The 14,037-nt window shown below is 56.6% G+C and carries 8 protein-coding genes; 1 reads left to right on the top strand and 7 read right to left on the bottom strand.

Annotated elements, in window-relative coordinates; translation table 11 throughout:
- Window positions 1–6: 6 nt before the first annotated feature.
- From QZ460_RS03230 to murA, 5 genes are all read right to left on the bottom strand, one after another.
- Window positions 7–915, bottom strand: coding sequence for a DUF4843 domain-containing protein (locus QZ460_RS03230; RefSeq protein ID WP_290540158.1), 909 nt, complete (start codon window positions 913–915; stop codon window positions 7–9).
- Between the two features lie 10 nt (window positions 916–925).
- Window positions 926–2,365: a RagB/SusD family nutrient uptake outer membrane protein gene (locus QZ460_RS03225; RefSeq protein ID WP_290540157.1), complete on the bottom strand. Its 1,440-nt coding sequence runs from the start codon at window positions 2,363–2,365 to the stop codon at window positions 926–928.
- A 12-nt stretch (window positions 2,366–2,377) separates the two neighbouring features.
- Complete coding sequence (locus tag QZ460_RS03220; RefSeq protein WP_290540156.1) at window positions 2,378–5,701, bottom strand: SusC/RagA family TonB-linked outer membrane protein; 3,324 nt, start codon at window positions 5,699–5,701, stop codon at window positions 2,378–2,380.
- A gap of 48 nt (window positions 5,702–5,749) precedes the next feature.
- Window positions 5,750–8,413 carry a zinc-dependent metalloprotease gene (locus tag QZ460_RS03215; RefSeq protein ID WP_290540155.1) on the bottom strand — a complete coding sequence of 888 codons (2,664 nt, stop codon included), beginning with the start codon at window positions 8,411–8,413 and terminating at the stop codon, window positions 5,750–5,752.
- A 312-nt stretch (window positions 8,414–8,725) separates the two neighbouring features.
- Window positions 8,726–10,042: a UDP-N-acetylglucosamine 1-carboxyvinyltransferase gene (gene murA, locus QZ460_RS03210; protein WP_290540154.1), complete on the bottom strand. Its 1,317-nt coding sequence runs from the start codon at window positions 10,040–10,042 to the stop codon at window positions 8,726–8,728.
- 313 nt (window positions 10,043–10,355) lie between these two features.
- Here murA and rpmH point away from each other — a divergent pair, with 313 nt between their 5' ends.
- Window positions 10,356–10,517, top strand: a complete 162-nt coding sequence (gene rpmH, locus QZ460_RS03205; RefSeq protein ID WP_010261331.1) for a 50S ribosomal protein L34 — start codon at window positions 10,356–10,358, stop codon at window positions 10,515–10,517.
- Between the two features lie 445 nt (window positions 10,518–10,962).
- Here the strand turns inward: rpmH and QZ460_RS03200 are convergent, their stop codons facing one another.
- On the bottom strand, window positions 10,963–11,526 hold the full coding sequence (locus tag QZ460_RS03200) for a DUF4924 family protein (RefSeq protein ID WP_290540153.1): 564 nt from the start codon (window positions 11,524–11,526) through the stop codon (window positions 10,963–10,965).
- A 25-nt stretch (window positions 11,527–11,551) separates the two neighbouring features.
- Window positions 11,552–13,780 carry an inorganic phosphate transporter gene (locus QZ460_RS03195; RefSeq protein ID WP_290540152.1) on the bottom strand — a complete coding sequence of 743 codons (2,229 nt, stop codon included), beginning with the start codon at window positions 13,778–13,780 and terminating at the stop codon, window positions 11,552–11,554.
- Window positions 13,781–14,037 lie beyond the last annotated feature (257 nt).

The raw sequence follows: 14,037 nt of genomic DNA, 5'->3' as shown, positions 1-14,037 counted from the left end.
TTTCGGTTAATAGTTGTTTGCCGGGTCTCTCCAACCACCAGTCGTTACGTTGACGCTTCCGGTCGTGTAATACTCCCGGTCGGGGAAATTGGACGAATAGTAGTCGAATAGCGGGCATAGCACGTAGCGCAACCAGGCCATCTTGTGGGGATTCTGCCGGTTGACCATGAATCCCATGCCCATGCGCAGCTTCTGTCCATTGAGCCCCGTGTAGTAATCGTTGTCGATGTTCTCGCCATACTGTTCGACCATCGACGCATAAAGCGTCGGGTTGATTTCCTCGATTCCGTGGTAGAATTCCAGCAGTTTTCGGTATTTGTCCTGTCGGAATTCGCCCGTATACTGATACCACTGTTGGGTGGCGGAGTAGTACCACCAGTAGGGGCAGGCTGCGGTTCCGTCCGAGAGCAGAAACCGGTAGACATTCCGCGGTACTCCTTCGAACTCCTCGTTCCGGGCGATCTGGAGCACGAGCGATGCGGTTTTTGTCAAGATCTTCTCCGTGCGCTTTAGTGTTACGTCGATCTGCCCCTTCACGGATCCTGCCGGGACGATGATCCTGTCAATCGTGTAGTCTTCGTTTTCTACGGCGTCAATCAGCTCGCGCCGGGTGCCGCCCGTGGTGTAATTCGAGGTGGTGTCGTGAATGGCTCTCACCTCGAATGTTCGGTCACGGTCTACCGGCATTCCCAGCAAGGTCACTGTTACGGTTTTCTTGACCTCTTTCACCGATTCGTCGAGCAGGGCGAACGAAAAGTCGGTCGAGAGATATTGGTCTAGGCTCGGGTCGTTCTCATATTTGAAATAGAGTTTGTCCTTCTGTGACGTGTTGTACATCAGCCACGTGTCGGAACAGGAGGCGAATGCCGCAATGATTCCGCACAGCAGTACTATTTTGAAAATGATGTTTTTCATAAGTCTTGCCTTATTGTCTGTAATTGTCCTCCACGCTCTGCGGAACGGGCATCGTGTAGGTTGTGTCGTCGGTTCCGGCGAAATTGCCTCCCGGGATTGCGATGTCCAGTTGCAGGCGCTTCATGTTGAAGAAATCCTCGCCGTCGGCGAAAAACTCCTTCCGGCGTTCGTTGATGATATTGTTTTCGGTGATTTTGCCCGTTCCACGCTCGGCGAAAGGCGTCAGGTCGCGCGATTTCACCACCTGGTCGAGGTATTCCGTCGCCTTGCCCGGATCCTTTGTGAGGTTGGCTTCGGCCACGATGTAGTACATTTCGGGAATGCGGATCAGGCTTGGTCCAGGGATCGATTTCCCGCTGTACGTGGGGGTGCTCTCTCCCTGGGCGTACATCTTGTTGTAGTGCTTGATGCACCACGAATTTCCCGTGTCGAACCAGGCTGAGTAACGCTTGTCCACTCCGGACTGGTCGGAGGTGAAGATCTCGGAATACTGACTTGACAGTGTAAGGTTCCCGCCCTGGTAGACGTGGTTCCGATAGAAGTTGTAGGTGTATTGTGTTGAGTAGAGTCCGAAGATGGTCTCCTGCATGTTGAGCGTGCCGGTCTCCATGGCGTTCCAAGCTTCGGCTGTCGTCATCAGGGGGAATTTGCCGCTGTCGATCACCTTTCTGGCATAACTCTCAGCCAGATCCAGTTTGCCCATCGTCCAGTAGGCGCGGGCCAGCAGCGCCTGTACCGCGTAGAGATTCAGGTGGGTGATGCGGCAGCTTGTGAATCCGTCGGAGGCGTTGTTGCGTGTCGCCGTCAACAGTTCTTCATCCGCTGCGAGGTATTTTTCCGCCTCAGTCAGATCTGCGATGATCTGTTCGAAGACCTTGTCCAGCGAACTGTACGGGGTGACGTCGATGCCGTATGTGGTCACATAGGGGATTGCCTTGGCTTTGGCCGCGGCGTTTCCCGATGCGAACGGTACGGCGAAGATGCGGGCCATTTCGAAATGGAGGAAGGCGCGCAGTGCCAGCAGTTCGCCTTTGTAGAGCTTGATGTGGCGGAATTCGTCGTCTGCTTTGGGTAGGATGTGCATCAGTGCCTTGTTGACATATCCGATGGCCTTGTATCCGTTGATCCAGAGGTTTTCGGCCACTGTGATGGCGTTTTCGTGCTCCCACAGACGCTGTACGATGTATGCCATGTTGTCGCTTTGGCTGATGGAGAAGTTCCCGATCATCAGTTCTGGATAGGCGAACGTGAGCGCATAGGCGAATAGATTCTTGTTGGTTCCCATCTCGGAATAGATGCCGTATATGGCGTCTTCGCAGCCTTCGGCCGTCGAGAAAAGCTCCTTGTCGGTCACCTCCGATTTGGGGTTGACGTCGAGATACGCCTCGCAGCCGCCGAACAGCAGTGAAAGGATCAGTAGGATGTAGCTGTATTCTTTCATTCGTTTCATGGTCTTACAATATTAGAACGTGGGACGGAATGTCAGGTTGATGGTGCGACAATAGGGGTAGCTCGTTCCCCGTTCGTACTTGACGGTCGAGAAGCGTACGATGTCCGATACGCCGATTCCGATGGCCAGACGCTTGAACCCGAGGCGCCTGAGGAATTTTGGCTGGAATTCATAGGAGAGCGTCGCACTCGAGAGCCACAGTTCGTTGAGCCGTTCCACGAATCGCTCCGAGTTGTGCGGGGTCGTCGAACGGCGCTCCTTGATGGCAAGGAAGCGCGATAGGTCTCCCGGGTTTTTCCAGCGGTCCGTGAAGGCGCGTTCGTCGACGTTGTAACGGGGATCGATGTCCTCCACCTTCTCCCAGAGCGTTTTGTTGTAGGTGTCGCCTCCGAGGGTATAGCTGAATACGAAGTTCAGCGACCATCCCTTGTATCGCAGCGTGTTGAGCCATGTTCCCTGCAGCTTGGGCTGCGTGTTGCCCACTACCACCTCGTCCTCGGCGTTGTACTTGAAGGTGTATTCGCCGTTTTTGGTGATGAATATTTCCTGTCCCGTGGCGGGGTCGATGCCTGCTGAACGCACGGCGTAGATGTCATACTGCGAGCCGCCTTCCCGGAAGCGCAGTTTCAGCGGGTTGTCCTCTTCGAGCTGGTAGGCTGTGTTCTTTAACTTGTCGCTGATCTGCCTGATACGGTCCTTGACGTGCGATCCGTTGATGACGGAGGTCCACTCCCAGTTCTTGCTGCGGATCACCTGTCCCGCCACCGAAAAGTCGTAGCCTACGTTCTGGTTTTCGCCGAAGTTCACGACGATGTCCTCCGATCCGGTCGATGCCGGGAGGGGAATCGTCATCAGCTGGTCCTTGGTGGTGTTGCGGAAGTAGTCGAAACTCATCACCAGCCGTTCCTTGAATAGAGTGAGGTTGATGCCGAAGTTGTTCTTTAGTACGCGCTGCCACTTCAATTCGGGGTTGCCCATGCGGATCGGCACGGTTCCCACGCCGGTGTAGTAGATGTTGTTGTTGCCGTACTTGTAGGTTGTGATGGCCTGATAGGGGCTTCCGGTGGTCTGCCCGTTGTATCCCCACGACCATTTGAGGCGGATCACGTTGATCCATTCGACGTTTTCGAGGAACTTCTCTTTGTGGAGGTTCCATCCCAGTCCGAACGACCACATTGGGGCGAACCGGTTCTCCTTGCCATAGGCCGACGATCCCGACGTGCGGTATGAAACGTCTGCGAAGTATCGGTTTCGGAAGTAGATGTTGCCGCTGGCGAAGAATCCGACCTTTGCCAACAGAGTTTCGGTTCCGCTCGGGAGGTTTGAGGAGTCGTATCCCAAGGCGTATTTGATGTCCGAGAGGTTATCTTTCAGAAAACCTATTGCCGTGATGTAGGAGGTCATGGCATTGGTGTGCTGGATGTCGCTTCCGGCATTGATCACGAATCCCGAGCCTTTCTGTCCGATGCTGCGGCCGTAGTTGAGTACGATTTTGCCGTCGTAGTTGAACGCCTTGCCTGTCCCCAGTCCGTAGAGACCTCGTTTGGCTGGGTCGTTTTCGCCGAGGAACTGCGCGTCGTCGGGCGAAACGTATCTGTCCGACTGGCTGCTCTTGACGTCGATGTTGAACTGGCCCGAGACGTAGAAATCCTTGGTCACATACCATTTAGCGTCGACCGTGTTGCGGAGACTTTGGTTGCGCGAGGTGCTGAAACTCGACAGCGTGGCATTGTAGAGCGGATTGGGCTGGTAGCCTTCGCTTGTTGTCGAGGGGTCCTCGGGATTGAAATAGAACGCCTTGATCGGCTCGCCGTACTCGTCATAGGGCGCCTCATAGGGGTTGAGTCTTGTGTAGGCGCTAAATTTGCCGTAAGGCGAATCCGTTGCGTCGGTCAGCGTGTAGTTGGCCGTGTAACGGAGTGTGAGCTTGTCGCGCATGTGGTATCCTATTGAGAAGTTGAGCGTGTAATTACGACGGTTGTCGCCCTTCATGACGCCGTACTTGTCGCTGAAGCGCAGGGACGCACGGTAATCGATCTTCTGGGCACGGCCGCTCAGCGATAGCGAGTGGGTGTGGTTGAACGGTACGCGTAGCGGGGCGCGTATCCAGTTGGTGTTGACACCCCGGCGGACGTTCTGTAATTTGTAGGCGTACGCCTTGTCCATCGCCCCGTTATCCGATTCGTAGAGCCCGGCTAGACGTTCCAGTTCCAGTTTCTGCGCTGCATTGCAGAGGTTCATCGAACTCAGATCCGGGATGCTCAACTCAGGCACGAAGTTGTAGCTAAGGCGGGGTTTGCTGTCGGTTACCTGCTGTCGTTCGATGACGATTACGCCGTTGGCCGCGCGGTCTCCGTAGACGATCGAAGCCTGTGCGTCCTTCAGGACGTCGATGCGCTCGATTTCGTACATGTCGAGGTCGTACAACTCTTCCATGCTGATTTCGGCGCCGTCGAGGATGATCAGCGGGTTGTTGTAGGCCTTTTCCTCGGCCGAGGTGGCTATGGAGTTTGAACCGCGAATCAGGATTTCGGGAATGGCATTGGGGTTCGAGCCGATGGCGTTGTTTTGTACGACCACCATCCCCGGTGTCACGGCGCTTAGGGCCGTCATTAGGTTGGTGTTTGATATGGCCGTGAGGTTTTCGCCCTTGATCGAGGTCACCGAACCCGTGTAGGTGTTCTTGTTGCGGGTAAACATGCCGTTGACCACTACATCTTCAATGCGCGTGCCGCCCTCCTTAAGGACGATGGTGAGTCCCTTTGCCGATCCGGTGATAATCACTCGCCGGGTCTCCATGCCCAGAAACCCGACTTCGAGGACTGCAGGGCTGGTCTTGGTCGTGAAGGTGAAGGAGAACTGTCCCTTTTCGTCGGTTGATGCGCCCTGCCCCGAGCCATCTTTCAGGATGACCGATGCTCCTGGGAGTATCGTCTTTCCGACGTCGCGCACGGTTCCATTTACGGTGAACCTGCGCGTTTTGGGTGTTGTGTCGTATACCAGCACGACGTTATCCTCAATGGCATATTTGAACGTCGATCCGGCGATGCACTTGTCGAGCAGTTCGTGTACGGTGCTTTTTTCGAATTCGCCGCTTACGGCCGGGAGCCGACGGATGTCTTCGGGATCGTAGGCGAATTTGATCCCCGTTTTCTTGGTGATTTCGTTGAATACCCCGGTCGCTGGCTGCTCTGTCAGAGCGACGGTAAGCCTCGCATTCAAGTTGATCGTTTTTTCCTGCACCTGCACTTGAGCCGTTGCGGTTGTGGCGTAGAACAAGCTCGCAACCAGCGACAGCTGCAGCACACAGCTAAAAAGTTGTCGAATTCTTTGCATGTATTTGGGTCTTAGGCAGACCGGCCGTTAGGCCGGTCTGCTTGGGTTTTAGTTCTTCTGTGACGGGAACAGACTGCGCTCGAGGACGTAGATCATACCCTGGTAGTGGGCGCGGGTCTCTCCTGTTGCGTTGTTCACGCGGGAGCGCAGCAGCTTCAGAATCCGGTCGCTGACGTTGACGAACAGCGCGCGCGACTCGTCGATCGATCGCAATTGCACGTTGTGCTGCCAGCCGTATCCCGACGACAGGGCTTCGCTGTTCCAGAGCAGCGAGGCGATGTATCCCTTTCCGTGCTCCTCTTCGACCTGGCGCAGCAGCCCGAGGTAACACTCTACGGTGCCGCTCGGGTCGAGCCCCATCAGAGCGATCTCGTCCACCGAGGGGGCATAGGCCTCCGCGATGCCGCCCAACTTCATGCGCTTGGCCTCGTTGGAAGCAATACCTGCGGCCGCATCGACGAACATCCGCTGGATGAGCCGTTCTGACGGCGACGCAGGGCGACCCTTGATCGTGTTTTCGAAGACGATGTCGTAGAGGTCGTTCATATATTTCTGCGGCGTGTAGGGATCGTCGGCGATGTGCGACGAGAGCATGACGTTTTTATAGTAGGAGAAGAACGAGCGGCAGAAGTTGAAGCGCAGGATGGACGATAGATCCACGTGTAGCGGCAGCTTTTCGGTCAGCGCGGACTGTTCGAGCCAAGCCGAATCCTTCATCTGTGCGAGTACCCATTTCAGCGATGCGCGTTGCAGCTCCTTCGGGACGGGAACGGCCTGTGCTCCGCCCGCCGTGTTGCTGTTCACGTCTGTGAGGTAGATGCCGCCTATGTTGAGCATCACGGCGTTTACGTAGCGAGCGAACTGTTCGGCCGCAGCCGCGTAGAACTCCGTGCGAATTTTCAGATCGGGATCCTCCTCGTCGGGGATCCACTCCTCCATGTGCGCTAGGATGTATTTGAGGTTGCAGATGCCGTAGTCGCCGGCCTTGATGTGGTCGTCGCCGAGATCCTCCTCGATGGCAGAAGGGTCGTAGCGTGCGATCAGCTGCTGACGGCCGTAACGGTAGATCAGGTCGCCGACCTTCTCGTCGATCCATCCGCGGAGGGTCTTCTCCTCGTCGAACATGTCCTTCTTGTCGGGCAGCGGGGTGTAGGCGTATTTGATGACGTAGGCGTCATAGGGTCCGAGGTCCGGAGGGGTGAGTTTCACGCCCTTGTCTCCCGGCTGTGCCACGTAGTTGAAGCGTGCGTAGTCCATGATTGAGGGGGTTGTTCCGTACTGCTGCGTGAACGATGCACTGCGGAGCGAATCCACGGGGAAGGCGTTTGATGCGGCCATGTTGTGCATCAGACCGAGACAGTGTCCCACCTCGTGGGCAAGGATGTACTCCAGCGATTCCTGAAATACGTCGTCGGGCAGCTCCTTGCTGCGCACGCGCTCGTCGATCTGTGCAGTCTGCACGAAACGCCAAGTTGCGGCTAGCTTCACCACGTCGTTATACATCAGCACCGACGCGTTGATGATCTCACCCGATCGAGGGTCGACCCACGAGGGGCCCATGGCGTTGGCTACGGCTGCCGGGACGTAGCGAATGCAGGAGTATTTCAAGTTGTCGGGGTCGAATTCGGGGTCGTCTTTCGGGAAGTCCTTGATGTGCATGACGTTTTTGAATCCGATCTTTTCGAATGCCTTGTTCCAGCGCAGTACGCCGCGGCGGATCGGTTCGCGCCACAACTGGGGGAAGGCATTGTCGAGGTAGAAAACGATCGGCTTGACCGGTTCTACGAGTTCACCGCGTTTCCAGGCCTCGAAGTCTTTGGGCCGGATGTCCCAGCGGTTGATGACTGAGAAATCCTCAATCTTGTCCTTCTTGCCGTTGATGCGCGTCATGTTGGTCTGGAAGATGCCGATGCGCGAGTCTGCCAGACGGGGTTGCATAGCCTCTTCGGGCAGCAGCAGGATTGTGCGCGTTACTTTCACAGTCATCGGTTCGTCCTTCTTGAGGACCACCAGCCCCAGCAGGTCGGCCGTCACTGAGTAAGAGAGGTACGATTTGACGGTAACATTGTCCTCGAAGGACTTGATCTGGTCGATCACCGAACCCTCGGACTTGAACTTGCCTGTGATGTTCACCATGCCGCCCTTGGAACTTTTGATCGGGGCGATCAGTTCGTTGTCTCCCGAGAAGAATTTGGTCATTTCGATCACCATTGCCGAACTGTCGCGGTTGTAGCAGACCAGTGGGTAGGCGTGGATAATCGGCGGGAGCGTGCTCCGGCCGATGGCCTTGGACAGGTGAGGGTCGTTCGGGTCGTGAACGGGCGGCACGACGGCCTGCGAGAGGTAGAGCGTCGTGTCGATGCGTGTGAACTTGACGTGAATGGGGTTTGTGGGCTTGTAGCCGATGGTCCCGAGGTTAGTGTCACTGGCTTCTGAGATCGTGGATGCGATCAGCATTTCACGTCCGATTGTCTTGAGGGGCACCTCCACGTAGAGTTTTCCCTTGAGCTTGTGGAGCGTCAGAAAGGGGCCTTTGGCGGAGAGGCACGATTTGTCGTTGACGAACATTTTGGTGTACTTGTCGACTTTGTACTTGTTGACCTCTTCGGTTTTTGCTTTTTTCTTTTTGGATTTCGAGGCCGCCATTGATGCTGGGGCGATCAGTAGTCCTGCCGCCAAAAGCAGGATGCAGAAGTTGGGTAGTGAACGCATATAAGTAAAATTGGTAAATAGACGTGATTTTGTAAGCGTATAATGAGTTGTGATTTCAGAATGTTACGAAAAAGTTATTTTGTCGAATGATTTGTTTTTGCCGGTATCCCGTTCGGACATGGGGCTGACACACAAAGATATAAAAAATAGCCGAATGGTACATTCCGGCCGTTTTAGGTCATGTTCTGTTCGGTCTCAAATCCCGTGATGCAAAATTTGGCGGGTTGTTTTTTCTCCGTCTGATCGAAAACCCCTGCCACGCGACTGGTGAGGTCTTGCGCGGCAGGGGTTGTCTTCCGAACCCTCGGGGTTTTACTTGCAATCCTCGATGCGGGTGATTTTGGCTCCGAGGGCGTTCAGACGGCCGTCGATGTCCTTGTAGCCGCGGTCGATCTGGTCGATGTTCTGAATGGTCGAAATCCCGTCGGCCGACATGGCGGCTATCAGCAGCGCCACACCTGCGCGGATGTCGGGCGAGGTCATGCGCGTTGCGCGCAGACACACCCGGTGGTCGTGTCCGATGACCGTGGCGCGGTGCGGGTCGCAGAGAATGATCTGTGCGCCCATGTCGATCAGCTTGTCGACGAAGAACAGGCGGCTTTCGAACATTTTCTGGTGGATCAGCACGGCTCCTTTGGCCTGCGTGGCCACCACGAGGAAGATCGACAGCAGGTCGGGCGTCAGTCCCGGCCAGGGGGCGTCGGCGATGGTCATGATCGATCCGTCGAGGAACGTGTCGATGCTGTAATGATCCTGCTGGGGGATGTAGATGTCGTCACCCTGCTGTTCGAAGCGGATGCCCATGCGGGCGAACTGCGCGGGGATGATGCCCAGGTTCTGGAACGATACATTCTTGATTGTCAGCTCCGAACGGTTCATGGCGGCCATGCCGATGAAGCTGCCCACCTCGATCATGTCGGGTAGCAGGCGGTGCTCCGTGCCGCCCAACGCTTCGACGCCTTCGATTTCGAGCAGGTTCGAGGCGATGCCCGAAATCTTCGCGCCCATTCTGTTGAGCATTTTGCACAGCTGCTGCAGGTAGGGTTCGCAGGCGGCATTGTAGATCGTTGTCCGGCCTTTGGCCATCACGGCAGCCATCACGATGTTTGCCGTTCCGGTCACCGACGCTTCGTCGAGCAGCATGTAGGTTCCCTTCAGGTTCCGGCCCTCGACCATGAAGAATTCGTCGGCGATGTCGAAGTTGAACTTCGCGCCGAGTTTCTGGAATCCGAGGAAATGGGTGTCGAGCCTGCGGCGGCCGATCTTGTCGCCGCCCGGTTTGGGAATGTATCCCACGCCGAACCGCGCCAGCATCGGGCCGATGAGCATGACCGATCCCCTCAGCCGCGTGCAGCGCTGGCGGTAATCGTCCGATTTGAGGTATTCGAAATCAATGTCGCGGGCGCAGAACGCATAGGCGTCCTCCGCGAGTTGCTCCACCTCTACCCCCATGCGGCGGAGCAGCTCGATGAGCTGCATCACATCGAGAATCCGGGGTATGTTCCTGACGACTACCCGCTGGGGTGTCAGCAGAGTTGCGCAGAGTATCTGCAACGCTTCGTTTTTGGCTCCCTGTGGCGTGATTTCGCCCTTGAGTCGGTGCCCTCCTTCGACTTTGAAAACTGCCATCTGTATTGTCGTGTGTTATCCGTCTGAAAAACAATCCGCTCCGCTCCGGTCGGCACTCGGGCCGGCTTCCGGAGCATCCTTTCTTCTACAAAGGTAGGAAAAAGAACGGAGGGAAACAAAACGGAATTGCGTGCCTGCGGATAAAATTTCCACCCCCGAGCGGGGCGTTTCGGAGCCGAAGATGGTGTGATTGCGGGCTTTTTTCGGTTTTTTGGGAAATATTTTCGAGAAAAACTTTTGCGAATAACTTTTTTGTTGTACTTTTGCAATCCGTAAAAATGTCTGAAACAATAAAACCTATATAGCTATGGCAATGAAGAGAACATACCAGCCTTCGCGTCGCAAGCGTATCAACAAGCACGGTTTCCGCGCTCGTATGGCTACGGCTAACGGTCGCAAGGTGCTGGCTGCACGTCGCGCAAAGGGGCGCAAGAAACTGACCGTATCGGACGAGTCGACGTTCAAATACGCTTAATTTCCTGCAGGAAAGATTTAAGGCCGACTTTTTGTCGGCCTTCTTTCGTTTTTGAGGGTCGCTGTGCCGTCCTGCCCCCCCCCAAAAAAAAAACGGCCGACCCGCCGATCTCTCCCGGAGCCTCCTGTGTTCCGATCCTCCGCTTTGCCGGGGCTCTTCTCCCTCCTGCTTGAAAACGGCCACCTGCCCGCTTCCGGTCTCCGGCTTATTCTTCCAGTTGCCGTTCTGCACCGCGGTTTCCGACGTGCGATCTGCTCCACCGCCTTTGTATTGGTATCCACGATGCGCCGCCCCTCCCGCTTGCCGGCTGTCCGCCGGATCGCCGCCCTTTTCTGCGTCGCAGACGATAGGGGGCCCGCCGCCGGGGGAGTACCGACCTGCGCAACCGACACCGCCCCGAACCGCAGAGCCGGGCGTTTCATCTTCGCGATGCGATTTGGAGCCGTTATTCGGCGTCCGTCTTGAACAGATTCACTTCGCCCCGCTCGACCTTGCCGTGCATGTCTGCCAACTCCGCAATTACGGGGGATATGTATTCCAGCGTGTCCGTCACGGCCGATTTGTCGCCCTCGCCTTTGATGCGGTAGAGCATTGCGGCGTAGAGTGCGCGGAAGCAGAGTTCCGTGTCGTTCATCCCCGGGTTGCCCAGAACGCTCCGCAGGCGCGGCAGCTCGGGCTCGAGGTGGGCGTACGTCTGGCGGTAATGCGCGCCGACGGGGAGTTTCATCAGCTGGAGGTGCAGGTCGTGCAGGTCCTGAATCAGATGAAGCGTATGTTCCAGATGCCCCTTCTCCTCCTTGCCCTCCTGGCGGAGCAGGTTTGCCAGATCCATGTACCAGAGCAGGAAGACATGCTTCTGCTCCTCGCCGATGTCCTTGCGCGGGGCTATCAGCGTCGAAAATACCGCCTCGGGGCTGAATTGTAATGCCCGGAGCAGATCTTCCAACTGCCAGAGGTAGAGAATGTATTCGGCGATGTTCTCCCGCCGTTTTGCTTTTGCTATATCCATTTCGTATCCGGTTTTGGAGCCCGCGCTACTTTTTGATCCACGTTTTCGGCCCCGTGAGGTGCTTGAGGAAGTACTGCTGCGACTTGAGCAGGTTGCGCGACTGGAGCACCATGTTCTTCGTCTCGGTCAGAATCGTGAGATACAGCATGCTTGCCTTGGTGTTCGAACGGGCCTCGTTGATGCGCGTAAGTTCCGACTTGATGGCTTCGGCAATGGCTTCGAAGAGCTGGTCGCGCATCGTCAGCACGGTTTCGATCTCCGAGAAATCGCCCTCGCGCAGCATCAGGTTGATGTGGCGATAGATCGACTCCACGTCGTCGTTGATCGACATCAGGTCGCGGGCCTGATCTTTCGAAAGTCCCTCGTGGTTGTTGTCGATGTGCTCGAATGCCGGGCGGGTGATGTGCATCAGCGCCTTGGTCATTTCGTTGAGGTAGTCGACCACCTGCACGTAGTAGTGCGCCGTATTCACGTCTCCGCCCTGGAGTTTCTTGAGCGTGGGGAGCAGCGAGTATTTCCGTTCGCGCGACTGGTAGAACAGGTCGTTCGACTCCTTGACCATGTCGCGCAGCACCTTGCGGTTCTCCTTGAAGACGGCGATCAGCGTGCGGTCGTAAATCTTCGTTGCCGACTCCATCGTGCGGCACACCTCGTCGCGCAGGTTGGCGATGATGTCCTCGGTGGTGTCTTCGTGCTCCTTGACGATGGCGCTTCCCTTGTCCTTTTTCAGGAAGTTGCTGTGGATGAGCATGTATCCGCACAGTAGTGTGATAATGATGAAGGCCGGTGTCCCGCCGTAGATCAGCGCCAGTCCCACCACGAAGGCGATCAGGAATCCGCCCAGCGCGGTGATGAACCACCCGGCCACGACGGTCATGACGCCCGAAATGCGGTATACGGCGCTTTCGCGTCCCCATGCGCGGTCGGCGAGCGACGAACCCATCGCCACCATGAAGCAGACGTAGGTGGTCGACAGCGGGAGTTTGAGCGAGGTGGCCATGGCGATCAGCAGCGCCGCAGTGGTCAGGTTGACCGTGGCGCGGATCATGTCGTAGGGAGCACCGCTGTGCTCCACGTCCTCATACTCGAAACGGCGCGAAATCCGCTCCCGGAGGTGCTTGGGGACCACGCGCTCGATCCCGGTGCTGACGTTGAGGGCCGCGCGTACGATCGTCCGCGAGAAGAGCGACGAGCCGTACTGCTGCTGGCCGGCATCGTCCTGTGCCGAGAGCGAAATCTCGGTTTCGGAGACGTGCATGGCCTTTTTCGAGGTCCACAGCGTGATGATCATCAGGATCCCGGCCGTCAGCAGGATCAGGAAATTCGCCGGGACATTCTCGGTCAGCGCACTCATGAGCATCTGCGTGTCGCCCGCCTCCCGGGCGATGGAGTAGGCGTCGAATCCGGCCACGGGGACCCCGATGAAGTTCACCAGGTCGTTTCCCGCGAAGGCCAGCGCCAGCGCGAAGGTTCCCGAAAGGATCGTGATGCGCAGGATGTTGACTTTGAAGCGCTGGATGAAGAACAGCAGCAGCGTGCATACCACCCAGCAGATGGCGATGGCCGGGAGCAGGGAGCTGTCGATCATCTGGATGAAGGCATGGCCGGCGAGTATGGATTTGAGCCCCTTGAAGATGGCGAAATAGACGATTGCCGTCAGCGAGGCCCCGCACCAGAGTGCTCCGTAGCGACGGAATAGCGCCGTGTAGCGGAACGAGAAGATCGTGCGTGAGATGTACATGACCAGCGTGCCGCAGGTGAAGGCGATCACCACCGACAGCAGGATGGCCGAAACGATTCCCATTGCGCGCGAGGTGTTGATGTAGTGTCCGAGCGAGGCGACTCCCTGTTCCGGGTCGTTCGAGATTTTGTAGATCGAGACGGCGATTGCGGCGCCCAGCAGACAGAATATCAGCGATACGGTGGTCGATGTTGGGAGTCCCCACGAATTGTAGAGGTCCAGCAGGATGACGTTTGCGAACATGACGCCCAGGTAGAGCATCATCACTTCGTGGAAAGAGAACAATCCGGGGTTGAACATGCCGCTGCGGGCCACTTCCATCATTCCGCTCGACGTGACCACGCCGATGATGATGCCGATGGAGGCTACGGTGAGGATCACCTTCATCGATGCTGCCTTGGATCCGATAGCGGAGTTGAGAAAGTTGACTGCGTCGTTCGTGACGCCGACGAAAAGACCTGAAATAGCGAGGATTCCCAGAATGCCGACAATGACGGTGTAGATTTCGCTCATGTTGGGGTTTTAGTACAAATTGTGAACAAATTTACGGCATTTTTTCGATGAAACGGTTGCTATATGGATTGTTAACATTAATTTAACACAACCTCCCGGCGGAAGAGGCCTCATGCCGTCGCCCCGAATGCACTCCGTACCGCTGATCTGCGGCCTTTTGCGGGACCGTTTTGCCCGGCGCCCGTGGTCTTGCGGTTGTGCTCCACCCCCCCCCGCCTCTCGCTCCTCCCGGTTGACGCAAAAGAAACGGCGGACCA

It is taken from the genome of Alistipes sp., from assembly GCF_020026455.1.
Lineage (GTDB): Bacteria > Bacteroidota > Bacteroidia > Bacteroidales > Rikenellaceae > Alistipes.
The sequence above is the reverse complement of the archived record's forward strand: the minus strand, read 5'-3'. Positions and strand labels throughout refer to the sequence as shown.